Raw genomic sequence first — 24,855 nt, 5'->3', positions numbered from 1 at the left:
CCGCAGGCTGCGCGGAGGGCTTCCGGCATCTTGCCGCGACGCGCTGCAGAGCAAGCCCGCGTGTTCGCTTCTGCCGTGTTTCTGGCCCTCACGTGGCCTGCAAAACAGTCCGTCGCAGCGCAAAATCCGCAGGCCAATCAGCAGTTTGTCACAGAACGCCTGAGACTTGAATTGACCGGCGCTGGCTGCGCCGCCGATACTTTTGCCGTGCCCTTTCGCTCTTCTCCTGCCCTCGTTTGCTACTGGAAACAGATGATCAACAAGCACGCGCCTGGCGCATCGATGCGCTCATCCACCCGTCCAGAGACGCCCTTTCAGCGTTGCGCCAGGCAATTGCTCAGCGTCGCTGCGGTGGGTTTTCTTGTCCTCAACCCCGCTTTTGCGACTCCCGAAAAGGCCGCTCGCTTTTACGAGGATGCGCAGCGCAGATTCGATCAGAACGACATGCCGGGCGCCGTGGTGCAGCTCAAGAACGCGCTGCAGGAAGACCGGCAGATGCTCGCCGTCCATCTGCTGCTCGGCAAGGCCTTGTTCAGAAATGGTGATCTCAACGGCGCGGAAGCGGCCCTGGAGGAGGCGCTGCGCCAGGGCGTGAGTCGCTCCGAGGTGGTCTTGCCGCTGGGGCAAATCTATCTCGTCCTTGGTCGGCCGGAAGCGGTGATCGAGCGTATTCCTGCTGCGGGCCTGCCCCGGGCGCTGCAGGTGGAGGTGCTCAGCATGCGTGCGACAGCCTACGTCGAGCTGGGCAACGCGCGCCTGGCGCGGCAGACCTTTAGTGAGGCAAAGGCGCTCGATGCGCAGGCGTTGAGCCCGCTGATTGCCGAGATTCCGCTTTTGCTGAGCACCGGACAGCTTGCGCAGGCGCGCGAGAACGCAACCAGAGCGATTGCGTTGGCCCCCAACGATGCCAACGCCTGGAACATGTACGCCGCGGTCGATCACCTGGCGCTCGACGTCAATGGCGCTTTGACCGCCTATGGCCGGGCGCTGAGTATAGAACCGAAGCACGCCGACGCGCGCGTCGCGCGCGCCGGCCTGCGGATCGACCTCAATCGGGAAGAGGATGCGCGCGTGGACTTGGCGTTTCTGGCCAGGTCTGCGCCTGGCGAGCCGCGCGCCGCCTACCTGCGGGCGCTGCTTGCTGCCCGGCATGGCGACCTGGCGGCGACCGACGCGGCGCTTCACGAAGTCGTCAAACTCGTTGATGCCTTGCCTGCGCCGTGGCTCGCACGCCGTGATCAGTTGCTGATGGCGGGTGCCCTCTCGCATCATGCTCTCGGCAATCGCGAGAAAGCTCGCGAGTACCTGACCATCAGCATTGCCAATAACAGCGCCAACCTTGCCGCGAAGAAGCTGCTGGCGCGGATCTATCTGGAAACGAAGGCCTACGGCAAGGCACTGTCGCTGCTCGAGGCCCTATACAAGGCAGCCCCCGAAGATCCGCAGGTGATGTTCATGCTTGGTTCGGTGCACATGGCGGAGCGCCGCTACCAGATGGCCAGCGACCTGCTCGAGAAGGCGGTCGCGCGGACCGACTCGCCCGTGATGACGCGCACGCTCGCTTTCAGCCAGTTGGGCCTGGGGCGGGGTGAGCTTGGCGTGGCCAGTCTCGAGAAGGCATTTGCCGCCGATCCCTCCGATCTGCAGGCGGGTAGCGCATTGGCGATGATCCACATGCGTGCTGGCAGGGAGCGCCAGGCTGTCCAGATCGCCGAGGGATTGGTCAAACGGCATCCCGACAACCTTGCCGCACTCAATTTCCTTGGCTCGGTGAAGACCGCTGCTGGCGACAAAGCCGGGGCACGTGCGGCCTACACCCAGGCAGTGAACAGGAAACCAGGCTTCCGTCCGGCAGTGCTCAATCTGGTCAAGCTGGACGTTGCCGAAAAGCGCTTCGACGAAGGCAGGCGCCGCCTCGACACGATGCTCGCCACGCAACGTAACGACAAGGATGCTCTTTTCGAATACGGCCTGCTCGAACAACGCGCCGGGCGAAGCGCACAAGCGATTCGCCATCTGAAGAAAGCCACCGAGGTGCAGCACCGCGACTCGCGTCCCGGCCTGGCGTTGGTCGAACTTTACCTTGGCCAGGGGCAGAACGACGCTGCTCTGGCGCTGGCCAAGGAGCTTTCTTCCCAGTACGCCGACACACTTTCGGTACAGTTGATGCTTGGCAGGGCCTTCCTGACCAACGGTGATGCAGCCCGGGCGCGGAGCGTGTTCAGCGGCGCGACACGACTTGCCGATTACGACCCGGCGATGCTGGTCGATATCGCACGCTGGCAATTGGCTGCCGACAATCCAGACGGTGCGCTGTACAGCGTGAACAAGGCTTTGCAGGAGCAGCCCGATCATCCGGCGGCGATGGTCTTGGTCGTCGAGATCGAAGCGCGCCGGGGCGAACCCGCGCGTGCCGACGCGGCGCTCAAGGCGCTCAAAGCGCAACACCCGAAGCGGCCGGAGACGATGCTGGCTACCGCCAATCTGGCGATGGCCCGCAGCCAGTATCCGGCCGCTGTCGCCGCCTACCGCGCCGCACTTGCCGCGAACGAAAGTACCGCCGTCGCGCTGCAGCTTGCCGGCGCCTACCTCGCTCTCGGCGACGCGGGCAAGGCCGCCCAGTTTCTCGAGGGCTGGGTCAAGGCGCGGCCGCACGACCTTGTCGCGCAGAAGGCTCTCGCCGAAGCCCAGTTTCGCGCCGGCCACCTCCCGGCTGCCCGGCAAACCTATGCCAGCGTAAGCGCGGCGGCTCCAGGCGACGCCGAGGTGCTCAACAACTATGCCAACCTGCTCCTGCAGCTGAAGGATCCGGGCGCGCAGGGAGAAGCGGAAAAAGCGCTCAGGGTCGCCCCGGACAATCCCGCCTATCTCGATACCCTGGGCTGGATCCTGGTGCAAACAGGGCAGGCCGACGCCGGTTTGCGTTACTTGCGCGACGCGCGCCTGCGTCGCCCGGCGGACGGCGAGATTCGATTCCATCTCGCCTATGCCCTGGCCCGGACCGGCAGCCCGTCGGAAGCACGGGAAGAGCTGGCCGCCGCGCTCGCCGCGCCAGAGTCGCTGCAGCGACTGGCTGGGGAGCGCTCGCTGAGCCAGTTGCGCAAAGAGCTCGGGCTGTAGCGCAGGATGCTCTCTGTCGAATTTTCTTACATATGGTTTTTTGATGACATGAAAAAGTGTCTTAAAACATTGAATATGCGACAAGAAACGTGCGTGGCATCAATATTGCTTTTAATAGATTGGACTTATACGAGGACTCCAACATGAACAATCAGCTAAGAGCAATTTTCGTTGCCGTGGGTCTGGCGATGGCCGGGCAGGTTGTCGCGGCGACCAGTTGGACGCTTGCTTCCAACTACGGAGCGATCACTCCCGGCGTCACGGTGTCTGCTTACGCCAATACCGGCAGCGCTTCCGATACCGCTGCCAACACCGCCAATGCCGCCGCGCTTCAGACGATCGAAGCGGCAACCTGGACATCCACCTATGGTGGAATTTATAACCAGGACAACTGTACGAACCGGCCTGGCCCCTACTGCGATGCGGTGGAAGGTATTGGTCCAGGTACCAGCCCGGAACACGCGATCGACAACAACGAGCGTTACGACATGGCGCTGCTGGATTTCTCGGCGACGGGTCGGGTGAGCCTCAGCGCCGTCACCTTGGGCTGGTGGAGTGTTGATTCCGACATTACGGTAATGGCCTATACCGGGTCGGGCAATCCGACCACGACCGGCAAGCTTGCCGGTAACACCTACGGTCAGCTGACGAGTCTGGGTTGGGCTGCAATCGGTAATTACTCCGATGTGGGCGCCCTGCCGGCGAGTACTCAAGCGATTTCGACGAGCGTCTTCTCGTCGTACTGGCTGATCGGCGCCTACAACCCGCTGGCGGGTGGTTCGCAAGGCTGGAGCCTGGGCAACGACTACGTGAAATTGGCTTCGGTGGTCGGGACTGTCTGCGCGCCGGGAAGCGCTGGCTGTGGCGGCGCCGTTCCGGAGCCTGGCTCGCTGGCGCTTCTCGGGCTTGGGTTGCTGGGAATGCTTCGCGTGCGCAGGGAGCGGCAGGGCTGAATTGGACCTCGTGACACGCCGACGGCACCTCAGGGTGCCGTTTTTTTTCCCCTGAAAGTCGCCGCTGAGCTTGCGTGGTCGGCCGTGCCGTGCGCTGGAACAGCGTCATTCGCCAGGCGGTCGGCCGGCAATAAATGGTTAGATGTCACTTACTCAAAAAAGACGTGCAAAGCGGCGGGGAGCGTGCTATCGTTCGGCCATGCTTAATCGACTGGCACGTTACGAATTCAGCGAGAGACTCGCCGACCTGCTCGGCGAGTCGCGGCGCGACCTGCGCTTTCGGGTCACCCTGATGGTGACCGGTGGGCTGGTCGCTCCTGGCCCGCGCGGCCGCGGCTCGCCGCCGGCGACGCCGCAGTATGCGGCACAGCTGTTGATCGGTGCGATGGCCGCGCCGCAGCAGGCGCAGACCGTCGAGGCCATCCGCTGCTATGAAGACCTGCAGCCGGCGGCGGTAGCACCGGGGGGAAATACGCCGCGCGTCCTCTTCGGTCCGGCGCTGGCGACCGCGGACGGCGAAGAACAACCGGCGGCGGCGATTCGCCTGGACGGAATGCGTTTCGGTGAGGCGCTCGGCCAGCTCCTGGAACTGGCCTGCGCCGAGGAGACACGCCCGATCGTCGCCGGCGAACTCTTCGGCGTGTGGATCAATCGTGGCTGTCCGGTTGCCTCACTGCAATTCAGCGCCTGGTGGCAGGGCCGCCGCGCCGTCTTCAGTCACACCTATGGCCTGGCCCCGGGCGCCGCTCCACCGGCCTGGCTTGACCCTCAACGTGGTGGATTGGTCGATCCCGGTCTGTTCCACAGCGTTTTTCTGCCGGTCCGCAAGTTGATCGAGATCGGTTCGCTTACCACCTTGTCCGATGACAGGAGGAATCCTATGCTGAACAAACTGGGCCACAAGATGGCCGCCATTGCCAATATGGCAAAACTCGCCGCCAAGACACCGCACGGCAGTCGCTGGGAGAAGCTTCTCTCGACGCTGGCGTCGGTGAAAGCCTGGTCCGACCAGGTCGACACGCAGGAAAGCCGTTTGCGCGAAGTCAGCGCTTTCGGCAGCAATCCCGGCGAACTGACGATGTATACCTATCTCCCCGAGGGCCTCCTGGCGAACGCGCCGCTGGTCGTCGTCCTGCATGGCTGCACACAGAGCGCAGCCTCGTACAACAAGGGCAGCGGCTGGTCGACGGTCGCCGACCGGCACGGCTTCGCTCTTCTCTTTCCGCAGCAGCAATGGAACAACAATCCGCTGCGCTGCTTCAACTGGTTCCGGCCCGAAGACAACGAACGCGAACGCGGTGAGGCGCAGTCGATCGCGCAGATGGTGGACAGGATGGTCGCCGAGTACGGCATCGATCGGCGCCGGGTCTACGTTACCGGCACTTCCTCCGGTGGGGCGATGACCAGCGTGATGCTGGCCAGCTATCCGGAGGTCTTTGCCGCTGGCGCGGTCATCGCCGGGGTGCCCTATCGTACGGCTAAGGGCTTGCAGGAAGGGCTGGAGAGTATCTTCCAGGGGCGTTCGCGTTCGGGCCCGGAATGGGGAGCGCTGGTGCGCGCCGCGTCCCCTCATCAGGGGCCATGGCCCAGGTTGTCAGTGTGGCACGGCGACGCCGATACCGCGGTGAAGCCGGTCAATGCTGAAGAGCTGATCAAGCAGTGGGCCGACGTGCACGGACTGGACTCCAGGCCGAGCGTCGAAATGCGCGTCGATGGCTACCCGCGCCGCGTTTGGCAGGGCGCCGACGGCGAGGAGTTGATCGAGTCCTACACCATTACCGGCATGTCACACGGCGCAGCCCTCGACCCCGGCCCCGAACCGCACCAGTGCGGGAGCGCGGCACCCTTCTTCAACGCCGTCGGCATTTCGTCGACGCACCGTATCGCCGATTTCTGGGGCCTGCTCGCCGAGCGCCCGGCGGGCGCAAGGGCGCCTGCGGCAGATGCGGCCGCCGACGCGGCAAGCCAGACGGGCAGCCCTGCGGAAGCGGTAGATGGGACCACTGGCGGAGCGGCTCCAGAACCCAAGTCCGCTGGCTCTGCCAGCCCGCGTGACCGTGGCGAGCCGCTGCTGCGCAAAGAGCCCGCCGGGGACGCCAGGAACGAGCATGCCGACGCGGCGGACGGAGCGCAGGCTGCGGGCAGGCAGCCAATGGGTCTCGACGTGCATGGCATCATTTCGGCCTCGCTGCAGGCGGCGGGGCTGCTCAAGCCCGGCAGCCGGCCGCGCAGTTCGGCGCCACTGGGCATCGACGTTCCGGGAATCATTTCGACCGCACTGGAAGCGGCGGGAGTCCTCAAGGGTGGGGCGCAGCACTCGGGTCCCTTCCGCACCGGTCGGTTCAGCCCGGAAACCTTGCGCAGCGCTGGCTGGGAAGGCGCCGGCTGGGATCTGCTGCACGACGATCCGCGTGCATTTCGCGGGGGCTCGATGCTCTACGGGCACGCTTCGTCGGGCGATTCGGGCGCGGTTGGCGCGCGCGCGCAATCGATCTCGCGGCGCATCACCCTCGGTCCGCGGCCCGAGCTGAGCTACGTGCGGCGGCTGGATCTCAGCGCAGCGGTCAATGACTACACCAGTGCCAGCTTTCGGGTTCTGGTCGATGGCGTCGTCGTCGATGAAGTCACGGCGATCGGCATGGTGCACCAGGAGAACGAATGGCTGCGGCAGTCAGCGGTCGATCTGGCGCGCTTCGCCAACCGACAGGTGACTCTGACGCTCGAAGTGGCGGCCTATTCGAACATTTACAGCACGGTTTACGCCAAGGCCTGGGTGGATCAGGTGACAATCAGCAATGCCGTCGAAGTTGCCGCGCACTGCTGATTTCGCTGCGCAATTTCCGGGCAGCCTCAGCCGCTGCCCGGGAGACGCAGAGAGATTAGGCGCTTAGCGGTTGGTGAAAGCCGCCTTGCGTTTCTCGACGAAGGCGGTCATGCCTTCTTTCTGATCGTCGAGGGCGAATGCCGAGTGGAAGGTACGCCTTTCGAAGAGCAGGCCCTCGTTGAGCGAGCTCTCATACGAGCGATTGATACACTCCTTGATCATCATCACCACTGGTAGCGAGAATCCGGCGATGCGGGTGGCGGTCGACATCGCCTCGTCGAGCAGCTTGTCGGCCGGCACGACGCGCGAAACCAGGCCCGAGCGCTCGGCTTCCTCGGCGTCGATGTTGCGCGAGGCGAGGCACATTTCCATCGCCTTGGCCTTGGAAATGGCGCGTGGCAGACGCTGTGTGCCACCGGCACCGGGAAGAATGCCCAGACGGACTTCCGGCTGGCCAAACTGTGCCGTGTCGGCGGCGAGAATGATGTCGCACATCATCGCCAGTTCGCAGCCGCCACCCAGGGCGTAGCCGGCGACCGCTGCAATCACCGGTTTGCGGCAGTTCTTGACGCCTTCCCAGTTGCGGCTGATGAAGTCGCCCTTGTAGGCCTCCATGTAGGTCAGCGACTGCATGACCGTAATGTCGGCGCCGGCTGCGAAAGCCTTGTCCGAACCGGTGATGACGATCGCACCGATATTCTCGTCGGCTTCATAGGCGGCCAGCGCGCTGCCCAGTTCGTCCATCAGGTCATCGTTGAGGGCGTTCAGCTGCTTCGGACGGTTGAGGGTGATCAGGCCGACTTTTCCACGGACTTCGGCGATGATGTTGACGTAGCTCATAAAGGAGATCTCCAGATTCAAAATGAAGGGTATTCGAGTATCCACGACGAGGTGGGCACTCGTGTTGACGCGATTGGCTGGTGTGTGGCATTTGGCGCGACCGCTATCATGAACGATTTGTGCCGCCGTCGCTTGCTCTGACTGCGCACCCCACCCGTCCGGAAACAACGCGGCCGACCTGGACGAATCTCGTCGGGCCGGCCGCGTGACTTGCAGAGGGTCAGAAGGCAATCGTCAGTTGCACGCTGCCGTCATTCCCCGGGACTCTTCCCGTGTTCAGGCCGAGATGTCCATCTGGAACTTCACCGGGCCGCGGGCGGCCTTGCCATTGGCGTCGGTGAACTCGCCGGTAACCGGCGCCTTCTTGCCGTAGGGACTGGTCAGGATGGCGACGTGACCGCCGAAGAAAGCGACCGATTCAAGGCCCTCCCAACCTTCCAGGAACTTGTTGCCGGCGGTGGCGCAGGCCGGTGTGACGAGGTCGTCCTTGATCGCGTAGTTCTGGTACCACGGCACTTTCAGGTCGATCAGCTGCTTGATGTTCAGCGGCTGGTCGAAGAGCTTCACGGGCAGCGTGCCATCTTCCGAAATCGCATCCTGGAAGGTGTGCGAGCTCATGTTGGCGATGGCCAGTGGCAGGTGAACGCGTTCCTTGAGCAGCCAGCGGAAGAGCGCGGCCGGGGTCTTGCCCGGGTTCATGCCGGTGGCGCGTTGCAGCGACGCCTGATCGAGCACCTTGACCAGCGGCGTTTCGCGGTCGATGGCCACGAAGCGCATGCCGAGGCTGAGCAGGTAGCCGTTGGCAACCTTGTTGCCACTCGGAAGCGTGGTGGTGACGAAGTCATGGTGCATCTGCGGCATGCCGCTGATGGCATCGCTGTAGGTGCCGTCAACCGGCGTCACGTTGGTGATCAGGGCGTCGCAGACATCCGTCAGCTTGCCCGAGAGGATGTTCATCATGCAGATGTAGCCACCCTGGCAGGTGCCGTTCAACGTCACCTTCTTGCCGTCGTTGAGCTCCATGACCTTGGCGCAGAGTTCACGCGTCTGCTCGCAGTCCTGCTCCGGGGTCATCGTCTGCACCTTCTCGGTGGTCATGATGTCCTTGACGACCCGGACGTAGGTCGGAATCCCCTCGTTGGCGAACGAGTGGCTGTAGCTCTTGTTCTCGAAAGGCAGGAAGGCCAGGATATGCACGCCGAGCATGTACGGCGGGACGAGAACGACCGGCTTCAGATCCTTGCGGACCTTGACGCCTTCCTTGATCGGCAGCACCTGGTAAAGCTCGAAGGCGTCCGTTTCGGCCACCAGCTTGTAGTCCTTGGTGTTGAAATGGAAGCCGAACTCGTCGCCGATGGCTTCGATCTGTTCGTTGAAATTGGAGACAGCTTCCATGATTTCGGCTTCGCGGCGCATGTAACCGCCGAGCTTCTCACCGTCGGACTTGAGGATCGTGTTCAAGTAGGCGCGGGTACCTTCCTCGATCTGGTCGAAGGCATAGTCGGCCATCTTGTCCTGCATGCCGGCGGCTCCCTTGCGGGCCAGGCCGACGCTATGCTCCATGATCTCGAAGGTTTCCAGCATGCTCATCGGGTTGTCGCGGGCGGCGGTCATGGCGATGTGCGCGGCAATGAACATATTGTCATTGAACTCGCCGACTTCGCGGTTCGAAGCGCGCATCATGGCCAGCATGTATCTCCACCAACTCGTGGTGAAATCCGGCATTTCCCGTAGCAGTGAATACATATCTTTACCTCCAACAAACAAAGTGAATCAAAACGGGCCGGCCCCTGAAGGGCGACCCACGAGTAACTGGCCTTGCCGGCAGCCCGGATGTGGGCGGAGCGATTGCCGAAAGCGCGCTGATGTTCTTTGTTGCCAAACCGGAACGACGCGCGGTGTGTCCCGTTCGCGGCGGTCCCGGCCGCTGTGAAATGGTGCCGAAAGACCACAAAAACGATCGTCATTCCGCACCGCACAATTCATTCTACTCCTCTGGGCTGGATTTGTTCACCCCTCCAGTGCTTATGGCCAAGATTATTCGATCGATGGCAAGAAAGGCCAAAATACGAACGTTCCAGCCCTCATGGTGCCGCCGAGTCTGGCTTGTCAAGGGGCGACTTGCCAGCGGAAGCGGAGCCACAGGCGTCTCCACCGTTGCCCGCGCCGACGTTGTATAGTATGGGTATGTTGCGCTGCGATGCGGAGTGCTCCTGCCGTGCTCGCAGCCTGGCTGCTTGCTGGCGCAGCCCGTGTCGGGTCTGGCCACCGCACGAGGCGGGTGGCGCTCGCCTCGTGCGAGCGGCGGAGTCAGTCCAACGGGTGGGCTTTGCGTGCCGGGCCACGCACCCCCGGTCTCGTCAAAGGGAGGAAATATGCTGCAACTAGCGACGCTCATCAAACACCATGCGCAGTTTCGACCGGATCAGGTCGCTGTCGTTTTCGAGCGGGACCGGCTCACCTGGCGCGAGTTCGAGGCACGCGTCAGTCAATGCGCTCGCCTGCTCACCTGGCTTGGCGTGCGCAAGGGCGATCGCGTGGCGACGGTCCTCGCGAACTGCCGGGAACTGCTCGAGGTTTACTGGGCGGTGCCGTCGATCGGCGCCGTACTGGTGCCGCTCAGTCCCTTGCTGATGCCTTCGGGCCTGACAAGTCTGCTGCGTGACTCGGGCGCCAACTGCCTGGTCACGCAGCGCTCGATGGCGCCGATGATCGATCAGGTGCGCGCCGATCTGCCCGAGCTGGCCGCCGATCACGTGCTGATGGTCGACGGTCCGGCAGCCGATTACCCCGACTACGGGTCGTTGCTCAAGACCTGTCCGGAAGGTGCCAGCGAGCCGCTGCATGTCGGCCCCGATGATATTTTCAACATCATGTACACCAGCGGCACGACCGGACTGCCGAAAGGGATCATTCACAGCCATTTCGTCCGCTCGATGTACGGCACGCTGTTTGCGTCCGCCTGGCGGATGAGCGCGGAGTCGGTGGTCCTGCACACCGGTGCGATCGTCTTCAACGGCGCTTTCGTGACCCTGATGCCGTGCTTCTACCTTGGCGCGCGCTACCTCCTGCAGCGACAGTTCGACGCCGAAGAGGCGATCGAAATCATCGCCCGCGAGCGCGTCACGCACACCATGATGGTGCCGGCGCAGATCATCGCCATCCTCAATGCGCCGAATTTCTCGCCCGAGAAGCTGGCCTCGCTGGAAATGATTCTCTCGCTCGGTGCGCCGCTGTACCAGGAGTACAAGGACCTTCTCAATCGCTTGCTCCCCGACCGCTTCTACGAACTGTACGGGCTCACGGAAGGATTCTGGACCATCCTCGACAAGACGCAGTCGCTGCGCAAGGCGGGTTCGGTCGGCGCGCCGCCCGTTTTCTACGAGATGCGCATCGTCCGCGAAGACGGCAGTGACGCGCCAGCCGGAGAAGTCGGCGAGATCGTCGGTCGCGGACCCTCGCTGATGGGCGGCTACTACGGTCGCCCCGACCTCACTGCGCAGGCGATTCGCGCCGGCTGGCTGTTCACCGGTGACCTCGGCTACACCGACGGCGAGGGCTACCTCTATCTGGTCGACCGCAAGAAGGACATGATCGACAGCGGCGGCGTCAAGGTCTACCCGAAGGACGTCGAAGAAGTCGCTGCCCGTCACCCGGCGGTCAGGGAGGTCGCCGTCTTCGGTGTGGCGCACGAAAAGTGGGGCGAGACACCGGTGGCCGCGGTCGTCCTCAATGCCGGCGCGTCGATCACCGCCGGCGAACTGCGCGACTGGATCAACGAACGCGTCGGCGCCCGCTACCAGCGCCTGCACGCCCTGCAGATCATGGACGACTTCCCGCGCAACGCGGCCGGCAAGACGCTGAAGCGGGAAATGCGCGACGCCTATCAGGTGGCGGCTGGTGATCGTTGACTGGCGGCGCTCGCCGGTAAAGCCGCGCTGACCCGCGGCGTTGTCGCTTACTGCTGCAGCACGTAGGTTCCCGGGCTGTCGCACAGCGGCTCGTAGCCTTTGTCCGGGGCACCCATGCTTGGCGGCGCTTCGCTGCCCGACGAGTGCCGCGTCAGCCACTGCTGCCACACCGGCCACCACGAACCCTCGGTGGTTGGCGTGCGCTGCTTCCAGGTTTCCGGGTCGATGCAGCGGTCGCCTTCGTGGCAGACGCTGAGCTGGAAGGAGCGATGGGCGTGGCCCGGTTCGTTGACGATGCCGACGTTGTGGCCGCCGCTGGTCAGGACGAAGGTCAGCTCGGTGGCGTCGCTTTGCAGGTGCAGCTTGTACACCGAGTGCCAGGGGGCGACGTGGTCGCCAGCCGCGGCAACGGCAAAGATCGGGCAGTGGATGTCGCTGATCGAGATGGCGCGGCCCTCGACCATGTACTTGCCCTCGAAAAGCTCGTTGTCCACGTACAGCCGGCGCAGCAGCTCGGAGTGTTGGCGATACGGCATGCGCGTGCCGTCGGCGTTCCACGCCATCAGGTCGAACATCGGCTCGCGGTGTCCGAGGTAGTACTCGCGAACCATCTTCGACCAGATCAGGTCGGCCGACTTGAGGACCTGGAATCCCCCGGAGACCTGCTTGTGATCGAGGTAGCCTTTCTGCCACATCATGTCTTCGAGCAGCGTCACTTCGCTGGCATCCATGAAGACGTTGATCTCGCCGACTTCGGTAAAGTCGGTCATGGTGGTGAACAGGGTGACGCTGGCCAGGCGCTCGTCGCCGTCGCGGGCCATGGCGGCGGCGGTGATGGTCAGCAGGATGCCGCCCAGGCAATAACCGGCGGCGTGGATCTTGCGCCCGGGTTGCAGCTCGGCGACGACGTCGATGGCGGCCAGCGTGCCGTGCCGGCGGTAGTCCTCCATGCCCAGGTTGCGGTGCTCGGGACCCGGGTTGAGCCAGGAGACCATGTACACGGTGTGGCCACCGGCGACCAGGTATTTGACCAGGGAGTTGTGCGGCGAGAGGTCGAGGATGTAGTACTTCATCATCCACGCCGATTGCATCAGGACGGGTTCGCGCTGGACGCTGTCGGTGCTTGGCGAATATTGAATCAGCTCGATCAGGTGATTGCGGTAGACGACCTTGCCGGGAGTGATGGCCAGGTTCTCACCGACGCGGAAGGCTTCGACCCCGGCGGGCGGTTCGTTGCGCAGTGAGCGCTTGAAGTCCTCGCGGTAGTTGCTCGCACCGCGCGCCAGATTGGCGCCGCGCTCGTTGATCGTCGCTTCGGCGATCTCGGGGTTGAGGAAGGGGATGTTGCACGGCGCCGTCATGTCGAGGATCTGGCGGGCGGTGAACGAAACCGCCGCCTGGCTGTGCTTCGAGATGCCGCGCACATCGGTGGTCGCGTTGTGCCACCACTGCTGATTGAGCAGGAAGCCCTGGTAGATGACGTTGTAGGGAAAGCGCTGCCAGCCGGGATGGTCGAAACGGTGGTCGCCGCGGAGCGGTTCGATGCACGGCTCGGCGTTGCCGGTGATCGCCGACGTCAGGGCGTAGCTGCTTAGGCGCATGGCCTTGCGCGTCGCCTTGGCGGCCAGTTGAAACTGCTTCCCGGGTGACGAGCCAAGGTGCACCATCCAGTCGAGGTAGGCCATGGCCAGCGACGCCGGAGAAACACCCCCACTCAGCTGGCCGAACGCGATGTTGGTCATGCGGTCGATTTCTTCCAGGGCGCTCGAATCGAGCGTGTGGCGGTCGCCGAGGCGGCGCGAGAAGCCTGCCTGCGGTGGCGGTGCGGTGGTCGCGTCGTTCGTCGTCTGTGTCCTGGTGTTGGCGGCGACGGGTTGCGCCGGGCCGACTCTCGCGACCCTTGCGGTCGGCGCCTGGGCCGACGTTGGACGGGGTTTGGTGGGTGCTTTTCCGGTTGTCGCGCGTGTCGCTGCTGGCGCCTGCGCCGGCTTCTCGCCGCTTGTCGTGGCTGCTCTGGTACGCCGCTTGGCAGCGGGCTTGGTCGTTGCCGCGGTGCTCGATGCGGTCGTGGGCACGCTCGGCGGTACGCTTGCCGCCTCGGTTTCTGCTTCGTCGGTGGCGGCTATGGCTTTCTCAGGATTCTCGCTCATGGGGGGGCTTCCACTGGATGCCGGAGTACACGTCAGCCCGTGCTGACAAACGCTTCGGCCAAAGCGGAAATGCTAAGGCATCGAGCCGCCGTCGGGCTGATCCAGGTCAACTTGCTGGGCTCCCGCGCTCTCGCCGATTGGGTGTTGGCGAGCAGTTTTCAGGTGGCCGGGGCGGCTTGCCAGCGTGTTGTCGTTGAATTGGCTCTATACTGTAAGCCAGGATTGGTTGTTTTTCCAGCCAATCAATACCCTAGGATCGGTTCTGGCACGTCTGCCCGGGTCGCCCCGCCGGCAGCGCGGAAGGTAAGAGGGGGCGCGACCCACGATTCACGACCTGCAGCGCAGAAACCGGAGGGTGAGTATGAGCCAAGCCGTTCGCAGTGCCCGTTCCGCCAGAGAGGTGCCCCATGTCTCGTTTCGCGGCACGCAGAAAACTTGCGACGGCGAGCACCTGATCGTCGCTTTCATCCGCAAAAACAAGGTCCTGCGCGGCTCTGTCGAGTCGGTCGAGGCGCTGAATCGACGGGAACGGCGCCGCCCTCTGCAGGAGCCCCGCACTGCGCCGCTTGCACCCGAAAGGGGCAGAGGCGCCGGATGGCTGCGTCAAAACGCAGAAGGGTAGCGCCAGGGCGCTGCGCCCCAAGCCTCGCAAAGCTTGGAGCTCAGGGCTTTCCGACAAGCGGAAAGGGCGCGACCGACTCCTGCCAGGCCGGGCGCACCACTTGCTTTGTAACACCTACCTACGAGGAGAAAGACATGGCCAGGATTCCTCCCTCCGGTCGGCGAGTGGCTCTGCGCCGCCGCAGACATCTCCAGCGATGGCCGCCGCGGCGCCATCCCGGGCATGAGCGCCGACTACCTGCCGCGGACCGCGACGCCGGGACGGGTCGCACGGACATGGATCTGACAGGTATTACGACGATGGCAACAATCGGCATCATCTTTGGCACCGAGGGCGGGCGCAGCCGCCTGGTCGCAAAGGCCCTTGGATTTCCGATTTTTCACTTTAGTATTGCCGCCATCACCTCTATCAATCCTCGGTCAATTGGGGAGCAATGCAGTATCCGAATAGGTGTCCGTTGGGCAATTCCATAAAGATGGTAATTAATAGCAGTAAATCAACCGTTAAATAGAGTTGATGCTATTTGTCATGGCTGCCTATTTATACAAAGATGAGTATGTAGCTAAGCGGGGGGTTTATATCCTACCGATAACCGATGTAACAACACGGAGTAAGATGATATGATGAAATTTCGAAAGATAATGGCGAGTTTGGCACTGACAGCCACGTTGGTCTCCGGCTTCATAGCGGTCGGCGTGTCCGCGGCTGAGTATAACTGGCGATTCGCTAACCTCTACGGGCGCGGCACGGCGTTCGGCACGCTCTATGAAAAGCTGGGCAGTAATATCGAAACAATGTCCGGCGGTCGTATCAAAGTTCAGGTGCTCTATTCGGGTGAAGGCGTCGGTACGACGGGCCTCTTGAGCGCGGTAAAATCAGGCCTGATCACCATGGGGGCACCTTTTCAGTCGATGCATGCGGGTGAGCTGCCCGCCGGCATCGTGGAGATCGGGCTGCCGGGCGGAACCGATGATACGGCCGAACTGTACAAGCTGTTTCATGAAAAGGGCTGGGACAAAGTGCTGGAAAAAGCCTACGGCTCGCAGGGCTTGGTGTGGCTCGAGCCCTACATTCAGCCGCCGGTCTACGTAATCACCAAAAACCCGATCAAATCCATCGCCGATTTCAAAGGTCTGAAAATCCGTGCACCGGGTGCCTATGGAAAGTTCCTGCGCAATCTGGGCGCGTCCCCGGTATCGCTGGCGTGGAACGAGATCTACACGAGCATGGCAACCGGCGTCATCGACGGTTCCATCGGCAGTAACATGATTGACCACCGTGATGGAAACCATGTGGAAGTGGCCAAGTACATGTACCGTTTGCCGCTGGCAGGCGCACAGGTGCTGCCGATCATTGTAAACCGCGCTGCCTGGAAAAAGCTGCCGGCAGATTTACAGGAGGTCGTGCGCAAGGCCACAGTCATACATGCTGAGGAGCAGCTGGCAATGTCCAAGAAGTGGGAATCAGAAGCGGTTGCCGAAATGGAAGCGAAAGGCCTGTTGTGGAGCCCGCAACCGTCCGAGGCCGATCGCAAGGCCTGGGCGGCTGCCGGCGCCAGTCTGTTGGCTGAATATGCGGCACAGGACAAGTACAGCAAGCAGCTGATTGATATCATGCAAAACAAGAAGTGACTTAATCTCGGGTTTAAGCGCAGCCTTCATTGGCCAGTAGCGGGTGAAGGGTGATTTGCGAATAATCCGAGCAGCAGGCAGGTGGCGCTCTTCCTAGCGGTGTCCGAAGATCAGTGAGGAGACGGTAGGGAAGAGCGCCACAAACTCACCAAGAGTTCGCAAAGGCAGTCCGGGCAGCGGGTCGCCAGCCAAGCAGCGTTAAGTCGCGCAGGCCCCAGGAGTTACCAGCCTGCCGGGTTTTTTCCGAACGTCGTGGATTCTTTGAATTCATTAAAGTTTGTCTCCTTAATAATCTTCGTCATGAAATATCAATTGGGTCCCTGAACAGCGTTGTCGACAGACGGCAGGATCGCCGATCTCTCGATGCTGCTCGTACCCTCCTTTCGACTTATAACATCTGGCATTGCAGGTGTCTGAATGACTATAACTGCTTTGAAATGGATATGCCGCGGCATAGATCTTGTTGTCATGCTCATGGGCAAGGCAGCCTCTTACCTGATGCCGATGCTGGCATTTGTGGTCGCGTATGAAGTTTTCTCCCGCTACGTTCTCAACAGCCCTACCATCTGGGCCTTTGATTTGTCACTGTTTATGTTTGGCTACGTTGCCGCGCTCGGCGGTGCCTATGCGCAGCAGAAAAAAGCGCATATCAATGTGGATATTTTATATTTTAACGTCACCCAAAGGACCCGGCACGTTTTCGATTTGATTTCTTACGCGCTTGGGATATTTTTTCTGTGGATCGTTTTGGATATGAGTATCGGGAAGTTGCTGGAGGCGATTGAGTTTGATTATCGGCGAGAGAGTGAGTGGGCGCCGCCCATGTACCATTTCTGGATCATGTCGATAATCGCGTGTGGACTGTTCATCGCCCAGTTGGGTCGGGATATGCTGGTCGCCATCTACTACCTATTCACAGGCAAGGATCTCCTTGCGCAGGAGAATTCTGATGGGAATTGAAGCGCTTACCGGTGTATTGCTTCTTTGTGTGCTGATATTTTTCGCGCTGGGTGCGCCTGTTGCACTGGCGCTCGGCGGTATTGCCATGTCGATTGGATACATGGTCTGGGGTGACGGTATTTTCAATGTCATACCTACCACGCTCGAGGCAACCTACTTCAGTTTTGTGCTGCTCGCAATCCCGCTCTATATCTATATGGGGCAACTGCTCACCAAGTCCGGAATCGGTGACGCGATGTTCAACGCCACTCAGATGGTCATCGGAAAAGTGCGGGGTTCGCTGGCGATCAGCGTGATCGGCGTGTGCTCTATGATCGGCGCGATGGTGGGTATCATCGGTGCCGGAATCATGACATCCGGCAGTATTGCGTTGAAACCTATGCTGGACCGCGGATACAACCGGCAACTGGCCCTGGGTGTGATCATGGCGGGTGGTGCGTTGGGTATTCTGATTCCACCCAGTATCCCGATGATCATGTTCGCTGCCACTACCCAGAACTCGGTTGGCAGGATGTTCCTGGGGGCGATGATGCCGGCCCTTTTGACCATCTTTATGTTAATTATCTATGTGGTGATCAGTTGCCGACTGGATCCGACCAAGGCGCCATTGGACCATGAACAGGGGCATGTCCCCGAACTGAGTGCCAAAGAAAAATTCAGGATTGCGCGTGACGGATTCTTTGCGATCCTGTTGATCGTCGCGGTGCTTGGCAGCATTATTGCGGGGATCGCCACGCCGACCGAGTCGGGAGCCATCGGCGTGGTGGGCGCGATTCTGCTGGCTATTCTGTTCAAGCGTTTCAAGCTCGATATGTTCCGCGCGGCCGGGATGCAGACTGCGACGCTGGTCAGCGTTGCAATGTGGATCATCTTTGGTGCATCGGTATTCAGCAATTTCCATCTGCTGATGGGCGTACAGGCGATGGTGGCCGATTTTACCGGCAGCCTCGATCTGCCTCCGATAGCAATCATCATCATGTTTCAGATCATTATGCTGCTGCTGGGCTTCATCATCGATGAATTCATTATCGTGCTGATGTGCGCGCCCTTGTTTACACCGATAGTAGTCTCCATGGGATATGACCCTATCTGGTTCGGGGTGCTGATGATCATCAACATCCTGGTCGCGGTGCAGACCCCCCCTTACGGTTTTGCGCTTTTTTATCTGAAGGGAATAGCGCCGGTGGACGTCAGTATGGCGGATATTTACCGGTCGGTCACGCCGTTTATCATGGTCAACTTGGTGGTCCTCGTGCTCTGCATGATCTTTCCGCAGATCATTCTCTGGCTGCCAAATCTGGTGATGGGCTGACCAGAGTAGGTCGCTGGCCTTGACCGGGGGGCGTTATCTGGCGCTATGTCCTTGCGTATGGAAGGGACCCCGGTGAGGCTGATACAGGTGCCGAACCGTCCCCGCTCGCTGTTTCGGGCCGGCCCCGGGCAGACCACCGGGCCGGCCCCGGGCAGACCACCCTGCCACGGCGACGCGGTGGCCACTGTCCTGACGCTCTTCGCGGTCCTGATGCTGCTCACCCTCGAATGGCTCGGAGGGCGTGCCGAACGCATGCGTAGCGGCGGCTAGCCAGAATCGCCACTGCTCGTCACCGCGCGCTCTTGGCCCGCCGTCGCCTGACGGGAGGGTTTCAGATTACGCTCTATGATCGCCGCCAACGTCGCCGCGGCCGGCCCGATACGTTCCACCGGGACGGCGGCAAAACCCAGGTTCAGTCCCGGTTGGCGTCGTTCCTGGTCGAGGTAATACATCGACAGCGGGCGGCAGATGATGCCTTCGGCCAGCGCCTCGGCGGCGACCCTTTCGTCGTCCACCGGCTGGCAGAAGCGATAGAGCAGTTGCAGGCCACCATGACCTCCAGACGGTGCAACGGCGCCACCGAGGCGGGCGCTCATTGTTTCCTTCAAGGCGTCGCGCCGCTCGGCGTAAATGCCGCGCATGCGCTTGATGTGCGAGGTGAAGTAGCCTTCGTCGATGAATTCGGCGAGGGCCGCCTGCTCCGGCAGCCGTCCGCCGCGATGAAGCTCCGAAGTACCGGTGACGAAGGCGTCGATCAGTCCCTCGGGAACGACCACGTAGGCGAGGCGCATGCCGGGGAACATCACCTTGCTCAGCGTTCCCAGATAGATCACCCGCTGCTTGTCGGAAAGCCCGAACAGGGAAGCGAGCGGCCGTTCGTGGTAGCGAAGTTCGTTGTCGTAATCGTCCTCGATGATCCACGAGTCGGCGATGTCGGCACGTTCCAGCAGTTGCAGGCGGCGCTCGAGCGAAAGCACGGTACCGGTGGGATACTGGCTCGACGGCGAGGTGAAGATCAGGCGCGGCGGCAGCGACCAATCCTCGATCGTCGGAGCAATGCCTTTCTCGTCGACCGCGATCGGCGTCACCTGCAGGCCGGCTGCGGCGAGGACGTTGCGCGCCCCCCAGTACCCCGGATCCTCGATCCATGCCCGCTCGCCGTGGTCGGCGAGCATGCGCGCGCAGAGGTCGATCGCCTGGTGGGAACCATTGACGATCACCACCTGCTTCGGATCGACGTGCATCATGCGCGTTACGCGCAGGTAGTTGGCCAGGGCGACTCTCAGCGGGCCGTAGGCGGTGTGCGAGTAGTTGAGCAGGTGCGACTGCTCGACGCGCAGGTACTTGGCGAGCAGGCGGCGCCAGATGCTGAACGGAAACAGGTCGACGTCCGGAATTCCCGGCATGAAGGCGCCGCGCTGGACGATGCTGCTGGTGACGCTGGCGGCAACCGCCTTGCCTCGGCGCGACAGCGTGTGCCGACCGGTGTCCAGCGGACGCTTCTGGGCCGGCGCTTTTAGTCCGCTGGAGACGGCCTCGGAAACATAGGTGCCGTCACCGATGCGGCCTTCGAGATAACCTTCCACGAGCAGTTGTTCGTAGGCCCGCACGACCGTATTGCGGCCCATGCCGAGTTCCTGGGCCAGGATTCTGGTCGACGGTAGCTTGGTGCCGGGAGACAGGCTGCGGTCCATGATCGCGTTCCGTAGCGCGAGGTACACGCGCACGCGCAGCTTCACGGTCGGCGCCTGACGGTCGACGTACTGCAACAGTAGTTCTGCGATCAAGCCTTGTTCCATGGGTCTCCCGGGCGGGAATTGGTTTTCTGGATGACGGGTAAAAGCGCTGGATATTATGACCAATTAGCAGCTTGTCATCAACCGCGCGTTGGCCCATGTGGCGGCGCGGGCCCGTCGGCATGTGTTCTGCTGGCAGCAGCGAGGTTCGCTATGTGGCCAAGGGGTGGCCAGCGCACGGCGGTAGCGACGCGAAGTATTCTCGATCTTGAAATCCGGCACCTGTCCGGAGCAGTGCTTGACTCGGTAGCACTCGGCATTCGACAATGCCAAAGTTGCTCGCCGCCGCTATCGGACAGCCAAGAACCGGACAGTGGACGCAGCGAGGGGGGGCGGGTCGCCAGACGGCCTTCTCTATACAGGGCAGCACTTCCTGCGCAACGGCACTTGCGTCACCAGGACGACCTCGGGTCAGCGGGTGGCTGAAGTTTTCTGTGCCGATGTCGGGTCGCAACGATCGACGTCGGCATGGACCAGTAGCGCGACATCGCGTGATGTCGCGATATTTTTTTGGGGGTAAAAATGCAAATCAACGGTAGTGTGTTTGTGGTAACGGGAGCAGGTTCGGGACTTGGCGCGGAAACGGCCAGCAACTTGGTCAGTGCTGGCGGCAAAGTGGTGATCGTCGATATCGACGCCGCTGCCGGCGAGGCGCAGGCGGCGCAACTGGGAGCCAGCGCGCGCTTCGTGAAGACCGACGTGACCGATGAGGCGAGCGCAACTGCCGCCATCGAAACCGCGGTCAAGGAATTCGGCGGGCTGCATGGCCTGGTTAACTGTGCCGGCGTTGCCCCCCCCAAGAAAGTACTTGGCCGCAACGGCCCCCATGACCTGGCGACCTTCGCGCGCGTGGTGAGCATCAATCTGGTCGGCACTTTCAACATGATTCGCCTGGCGGCCGATGCGATGAGCAAGAACGAGCCGAACGACAAAGGCGAGCGCGGCGTGATCGTCAATACCGCTTCGGTTGCCGCTTTCGATGGCCAGATCGGTCAGGCCGCCTATGCCTCTTCGAAGGCCGCGGTGGCTGGCTTGACGCTGCCGGTGGCGCGTGAACTGGCCGCGCACGGCATCCGGGTGATGTGCATCGCTCCAGGCATCTTCGAGACGCCGATGCTCAAGGGTCTGCCGCAAGCCGCTCAGGACTCCCTGGGCCAGATGGTTCCGTTCCCATCGCGCCTGGGCAAGCCGGCCGAATACGCCGCTCTCGTTCAGCACATCTGCGAGAACTCGTACCTGAATGGCGAAGTGATCCGCATAGACGGTTCCATCCGCATGGCTCCGAAGTAATTACGGCCAGACGCGAGCTTCGAGCGGTCGATGCCGCCAATCCCTAATGCATGAAAGGAGTGTTACATGAGTGAATCAGTTGTCATCGTGGGCGCCAAGCGTACCCCCGTCGGTTCTTTCCAGGGCCAGTTTTCGGCAGTCACTGCGCCGGAACTCGGCGCCGTGGCCATCAAGGCCGCCGTCGCACAGTCGGGCGTCAAGGTCGAGGATATCGACGAAGCGCTGATGGGCTGCTGCCTGATGGCCGGTGTGCGGCAGGCACCGGCGCGCCAGGCCGTTCTCGGCGCCGGTCTACCGACGTCGGTGCCCTGCACCACGCTGACCAAGATGTGCAGCTCGGCGCAAAAAACGGTCATGATCGCGCACGACGAACTGCTTGCCGGATCGGTCAATATCGCCATTGCCGGCGGTATGGAGTCGATGACCAACGCACCGCACGTCCTGACCACCGCTCGTTCGGGCTACCGGCTGGGCAACGGCGTGCTGCACGACCACATGTTCCTCGATGGCCTCGAGGATGCGTACGAGAAGGGCAAGCCGATGGGCGTGTTTGCCGAACTGTGCGTCGACAAGTACGCCTTCACGCGCGAAGAAATGGACGCCTTCGCCGTCGAGTCGGTGACCCTGGCGCAGAATGCCGTCACCAGCGGCGTCTTCAAGGATGAAATTGCGCCGGTCACGGTCAGCACCCGCAAGGGCGACACCGTGTTCGATACCGACGAGACGCCGATGAAATGCGACGCGTCCAAGATCTCGAAGCTGAAGCCGGTGTTTAAGAAGGACGGTGGAGTCACGCCGGCCAACGCCTCGTCGATTTCCGATGGCGCGGCCGCGTTCGTGATGATGCGTGAATCGGATGCCAAGGCCGCCGGCATTACGCCGCTGGCCCGCATCGTCGGCCATTCGACCTTTGCGCACGAGCCGTCATGGTTCACCACGGCGCCGGTTTTCGCTTTCCAGAACCTGCTCAAGAAAGTTGGCTGGCAGGCCGAAGACGTCGACCTCTGGGAGATCAACGAAGCCTTCGCGGCGGTGACCATGGCGTCGATGCGCGACCTGAAGTTGCCGCGCAACAAGGTCAATGTCAATGGCGGCGCCTGCGCCCTCGGCCATCCGATCGGGGCGACCGGTTCGCGCATCCTGGTGACCTTGCTCTACGCGCTCAAGGCGCGTGGCCTCAAGCGCGGTATCGCCGGTCTTTGTGCCGGTGGTGGTGAAGCAACAGCGATTGCCATCGAAGTTCTCTGATCGAGTCGCCAACGAGAATTCCCACCCCGCTCAAGTCAGCGTGCGGGGTGGGCGAGGAGTGAAGCAGATGTTGATTGACAAGAAACACATCGGCATGAAAGTGCCGCCACACTCGGTTACTCCGACGGCGTGGCAACTGAAGTGGTTCGCCAAGGCGACGGGAGAGACCAACCCGATCTACTTCGATGAGGCGGTTGCCAAGAAGGCAGGACTGCCCGGCGTTATGGTGCCGCCGACCTTTTTCTTCTGCATGGACATGGACAAGGATGAGCCCTTCGACTACATCGCTACCATGGGCTGTGACTTCGGGAAGATGTTGCACGCCGAACAGATTTTCACGTACCACAAGCCGGTCTATGCCGGCGATACGCTGGATTTTGACGGACAGGTGACCGATATCTACGACAAGAAGAACGGCGCTCTGCAGTTCATCGTCAAGGATGTCAAGGTCAGCCGGCAGGGCGAAGCGGTGTGCGATCTGCGCACCGTGATCGTCATCAGGGCATAGGGGAAAGTCGATGACAATACCGAATTTTGAGGCAATCAACGTGGGTGACGAGATTCCTTCGTTCACGACGGAGCCGGTGTCGCGTCTTACTCTGGCGCTGTACGCGACCGGCTCGGGCGATCACCATCCGCTGCACCTCGACCAGGACTATGTCCGCTCGAAGGGGATGAAGGATGTCTTCGCGCATGGCATGCTGGGTATGGCCTACCTCGGCCGCCTGCTGACGCAATGGGTGCCGCAGGAGGCGATCCGCACCTTCGGGGTACGCTTCACGGCGATCACCTGGGTCGGCGAGAGCATGGTCTGTACCGGAAAAGTGGTCGAGAAACTGGAGCAGAACGGCGAGAAATGTGTGCGTCTCGAGTTGACCTGTGCCAATGAGCAGGGTGAGGCCAAGCACAAGGCAGATGCGGTGGTGGCACTGGCGTGACAAGGCAGTATTGCCAGTAAGACTGCATGATCGCGGCCGTCTTCGGACGGCCGCTGTTTAGTTGTAGAACACTTTGTCTACCGACGGGCATCTGCCTGGCGTCTCGGTAGGCGGGTCCGACACACTGGAAGGAGATCAAACGAGTGGAAAGCAATAATCCGAATGAGCAACTAGGCGGCGTCGTCAACGCTTGGGCTGAAATGCAGAAGCGCATGATGAGCGACTGGGCCGGGATGCTGCAGAATCTCCCAGGCAGCGGTACGGAAAGCCCCGTTGAAGCAGTAAAGAAAGGCGTTGAAGCGGCTGCCAAGGGTAGCAATGATGCGGCGAAGATGCTTATGGAGCGCATGGCCGGCAGCCAGACCGCAATGACCCGGGTAATGGATTTCTTTTTCCGGTCGATGAAGGTCGTGGCGCCGAACCTTGAGGCCAACAAGGACTGGCGTCCCGACCTCAAGGGTTTTGCCGACAACTGGGCCAAGGAATCGACCGCCATGCTGCAGCGCAGCATGGGCATGGGCTCGCATATGGGCGATCTGGGCGGAATAATGGGCAAGGAACTTCCCGAAGCCATGGGGCCCTGGTTGTCGTTTCTGATGCAGGCTGCCTCTTCGGGGCACGCTGGCGAAGCGATGCTCGGTAGCACGGCGGGCCTCAATCGCCTGCTGTCGCTGGAAGGCGATGTCGGCGCGGTCGCCGGCGTCGGTCAGATTCCTCTCTTTGGTGCCTCGCGCGAGAAGCATGCCAAAACCTTGCGATTGGTCGACGCGGTCGTTGATCTGCGCAAGACCAGCCTGGCGTTTCACAAGCGCTTCGCCGAGGCGCTCGCCACAGCCGTCGAAGCGACCGTGGATGAGCTTGGCAAAGTTGCAGCCAAAGGCGACAAGATCACGGCCGTCCGCCAGCTGATGAGTCTCTGGTACCGCACCGCCGACAAGTCACTGCTGGTGACTTTCAACAAGCAGGAGTTCCTCGACACGCAAAACGATTTCACCAAGGCTCAGCATGCGTTCAAGCTGGCGCAACGTGCTGTCGTCGAGGACATTTTCCGCGGCCTGGATATGCCCACTCGCAGCGAGCTGGACGAGACCTACCAGGTGATCCACGACCTCAAGAGAGAGGTCCGCATGCTCAAGAAGGCCTTGCTTCCCGCGACAGCGGCAGCCAAGCCTGCCGCTCGTACCACCGCGGCGCGTCGTGCCAAGAGCGAGTAGGCAGAGCCGCCCGAATCTTGTTCCGGCTGATAAGCTAATAGACCTT

17 protein-coding genes are annotated in these 24,855 nt (G+C 61.9%); 13 read left to right on the top strand and 4 right to left on the bottom strand.

From position 1 onward, the window contains the following. Positions 1–252 precede the first annotated feature (252 nt). The 3 genes from prsT (at position 253) to QZ634_RS07750 (ending at position 6,897) form a co-directional block, all read left to right on the top strand. Positions 253–3,120, top strand: coding sequence for an XrtA/PEP-CTERM system TPR-repeat protein PrsT (gene prsT, locus QZ634_RS07760; RefSeq protein ID WP_291986989.1), 2,868 nt, complete (start codon positions 253–255; stop codon positions 3,118–3,120). 143 nt (positions 3,121–3,263) lie between these two features. Further along, entirely contained in the window at positions 3,264–4,073 is an 810-nt protein-coding gene (gene xdp1, locus QZ634_RS07755; protein ID WP_291986987.1) for an exosortase-dependent surface protein XDP1, read from the top strand. A gap of 199 nt (positions 4,074–4,272) precedes the next feature. Next, the gene (locus tag QZ634_RS07750; RefSeq protein WP_291986985.1) at positions 4,273–6,897 is read left to right on the top strand and encodes a PHB depolymerase family esterase; all 2,625 of its coding nucleotides are present in this window, start codon (positions 4,273–4,275) and stop codon (positions 6,895–6,897) included. A 63-nt stretch (positions 6,898–6,960) separates the two neighbouring features. Here the strand turns inward: QZ634_RS07750 and QZ634_RS07745 are convergent, their stop codons facing one another. Further along, positions 6,961–7,737: an enoyl-CoA hydratase gene (locus QZ634_RS07745; protein WP_291986983.1), complete on the bottom strand. Its 777-nt coding sequence runs from the start codon at positions 7,735–7,737 to the stop codon at positions 6,961–6,963. A gap of 276 nt (positions 7,738–8,013) precedes the next feature. Continuing rightward, positions 8,014–9,483, bottom strand: a complete 1,470-nt coding sequence (locus QZ634_RS07740; protein WP_291986981.1) for a metal transporter — start codon at positions 9,481–9,483, stop codon at positions 8,014–8,016. Between the two features lie 629 nt (positions 9,484–10,112). On the opposite strand from QZ634_RS07740, the gene QZ634_RS07735 reads away from it, so the two are divergent. Further along, complete coding sequence (locus QZ634_RS07735; protein WP_291986979.1) at positions 10,113–11,648, top strand: AMP-binding protein; 1,536 nt, start codon at positions 10,113–10,115, stop codon at positions 11,646–11,648. A 47-nt stretch (positions 11,649–11,695) separates the two neighbouring features. Here QZ634_RS07735 and QZ634_RS07730 read toward each other — a convergent pair whose 3' ends face one another. Continuing rightward, entirely contained in the window at positions 11,696–13,798 is a 2,103-nt protein-coding gene (locus QZ634_RS07730) for an alpha/beta fold hydrolase (protein WP_291986977.1), read from the bottom strand. 1,263 nt (positions 13,799–15,061) lie between these two features. Here QZ634_RS07730 and QZ634_RS07725 point away from each other — a divergent pair. The 4 genes from QZ634_RS07725 (at position 15,062) to QZ634_RS07710 (ending at position 18,593) form a co-directional block, all read left to right on the top strand. Next, a complete protein-coding gene (locus QZ634_RS07725) occupies positions 15,062–16,051 on the top strand; it encodes a TRAP transporter substrate-binding protein (RefSeq protein ID WP_291988082.1) in 990 nt (329 codons plus the stop codon). A 417-nt stretch (positions 16,052–16,468) separates the two neighbouring features. After that, a complete protein-coding gene (locus tag QZ634_RS07720) occupies positions 16,469–17,011 on the top strand; it encodes a TRAP transporter small permease subunit (RefSeq protein WP_291986975.1) in 543 nt (180 codons plus the stop codon). After that, a complete protein-coding gene (locus QZ634_RS07715; RefSeq protein ID WP_291986973.1) occupies positions 17,001–18,323 on the top strand; it encodes a TRAP transporter large permease subunit in 1,323 nt (440 codons plus the stop codon). Before QZ634_RS07720 ends, QZ634_RS07715 begins: the two co-directional genes overlap by 11 nt. Positions 18,324–18,395: 72 nt before the next feature. Beyond that, positions 18,396–18,593, top strand: a complete 198-nt coding sequence (locus QZ634_RS07710; protein ID WP_291986971.1) for a hypothetical protein — start codon at positions 18,396–18,398, stop codon at positions 18,591–18,593. Here QZ634_RS07710 and QZ634_RS07705 read toward each other — a convergent pair. After that, complete coding sequence (locus QZ634_RS07705) at positions 18,590–20,122, bottom strand: PLP-dependent aminotransferase family protein (RefSeq protein ID WP_291986969.1); 1,533 nt, start codon at positions 20,120–20,122, stop codon at positions 18,590–18,592. The genes QZ634_RS07710 and QZ634_RS07705 overlap by 4 nt on opposite strands. 519 nt (positions 20,123–20,641) lie before the next feature. Between QZ634_RS07705 and QZ634_RS07700 the strand changes: the two genes are divergently transcribed. The 5 genes from QZ634_RS07700 (at position 20,642) to QZ634_RS07680 (ending at position 24,809) form a co-directional block, all read left to right on the top strand. Then, positions 20,642–21,409: a 3-hydroxyacyl-CoA dehydrogenase gene (locus QZ634_RS07700; RefSeq protein ID WP_042332477.1), complete on the top strand. Its 768-nt coding sequence runs from the start codon at positions 20,642–20,644 to the stop codon at positions 21,407–21,409. Between the two features lie 66 nt (positions 21,410–21,475). Next, on the top strand, positions 21,476–22,657 hold the full coding sequence (locus QZ634_RS07695) for an acetyl-CoA C-acyltransferase (protein ID WP_291986966.1): 1,182 nt from the start codon (positions 21,476–21,478) through the stop codon (positions 22,655–22,657). Between the two features lie 67 nt (positions 22,658–22,724). Further along, a complete protein-coding gene (locus tag QZ634_RS07690) occupies positions 22,725–23,165 on the top strand; it encodes a MaoC family dehydratase N-terminal domain-containing protein (protein ID WP_291986964.1) in 441 nt (146 codons plus the stop codon). Positions 23,166–23,175: 10 nt separating this feature from the next. Next, on the top strand, positions 23,176–23,595 hold the full coding sequence (locus tag QZ634_RS07685) for a MaoC family dehydratase (RefSeq protein WP_291986962.1): 420 nt from the start codon (positions 23,176–23,178) through the stop codon (positions 23,593–23,595). Between the two features lie 143 nt (positions 23,596–23,738). Further along, the gene (locus QZ634_RS07680; protein ID WP_291986960.1) at positions 23,739–24,809 is read left to right on the top strand and encodes a poly(R)-hydroxyalkanoic acid synthase subunit PhaE; all 1,071 of its coding nucleotides are present in this window, start codon (positions 23,739–23,741) and stop codon (positions 24,807–24,809) included. Positions 24,810–24,855 lie beyond the last annotated feature (46 nt).

The sequence above is a fragment of the Candidatus Accumulibacter sp. ACC007 genome (assembly GCF_907163205.1).
Taxonomy (GTDB): Bacteria; Pseudomonadota; Gammaproteobacteria; order Burkholderiales; family Rhodocyclaceae; genus Accumulibacter; species Accumulibacter regalis.
This window is presented reverse-complemented; position numbering and strand designations above follow the sequence as displayed.

Excerpts from the sequence above, each read along its gene's own strand:
- QZ634_RS07705 (WP_291986969.1), bottom strand. The coding sequence starts at position 20,122 with ATGGAACAAGGCTTGATCGCAGAACTACTGTTGCAGTACGTCGACCGT.
- QZ634_RS07740 (WP_291986981.1), bottom strand. The coding sequence starts at position 9,483 with ATGTATTCACTGCTACGGGAAATGCCGGATTTCACCACGAGTTGGTGG.
- QZ634_RS07690 (WP_291986964.1), top strand. The coding sequence starts at position 22,725 with ATGTTGATTGACAAGAAACACATCGGCATGAAAGTGCCGCCACACTCG.
- QZ634_RS07730 (WP_291986977.1), bottom strand. The coding sequence starts at position 13,798 with ATGAGCGAGAATCCTGAGAAAGCCATAGCCGCCACCGACGAAGCAGAA.
- prsT (WP_291986989.1), top strand. The coding sequence starts at position 253 with ATGATCAACAAGCACGCGCCTGGCGCATCGATGCGCTCATCCACCCGT.
- xdp1 (WP_291986987.1), top strand. The coding sequence starts at position 3,264 with ATGAACAATCAGCTAAGAGCAATTTTCGTTGCCGTGGGTCTGGCGATG.
- QZ634_RS07745 (WP_291986983.1), bottom strand. The coding sequence starts at position 7,737 with ATGAGCTACGTCAACATCATCGCCGAAGTCCGTGGAAAAGTCGGCCTG.
- QZ634_RS07720 (WP_291986975.1), top strand. The coding sequence starts at position 16,469 with ATGACTATAACTGCTTTGAAATGGATATGCCGCGGCATAGATCTTGTT.
- QZ634_RS07700 (WP_042332477.1), top strand. The coding sequence starts at position 20,642 with ATGCAAATCAACGGTAGTGTGTTTGTGGTAACGGGAGCAGGTTCGGGA.
- QZ634_RS07715 (WP_291986973.1), top strand. The coding sequence starts at position 17,001 with ATGGGAATTGAAGCGCTTACCGGTGTATTGCTTCTTTGTGTGCTGATA.
- QZ634_RS07685 (WP_291986962.1), top strand. The coding sequence starts at position 23,176 with ATGACAATACCGAATTTTGAGGCAATCAACGTGGGTGACGAGATTCCT.
- QZ634_RS07750 (WP_291986985.1), top strand. The coding sequence starts at position 4,273 with ATGCTTAATCGACTGGCACGTTACGAATTCAGCGAGAGACTCGCCGAC.
- QZ634_RS07725 (WP_291988082.1), top strand. The coding sequence starts at position 15,062 with ATGGCGAGTTTGGCACTGACAGCCACGTTGGTCTCCGGCTTCATAGCG.
- QZ634_RS07695 (WP_291986966.1), top strand. The coding sequence starts at position 21,476 with ATGAGTGAATCAGTTGTCATCGTGGGCGCCAAGCGTACCCCCGTCGGT.
- QZ634_RS07735 (WP_291986979.1), top strand. The coding sequence starts at position 10,113 with ATGCTGCAACTAGCGACGCTCATCAAACACCATGCGCAGTTTCGACCG.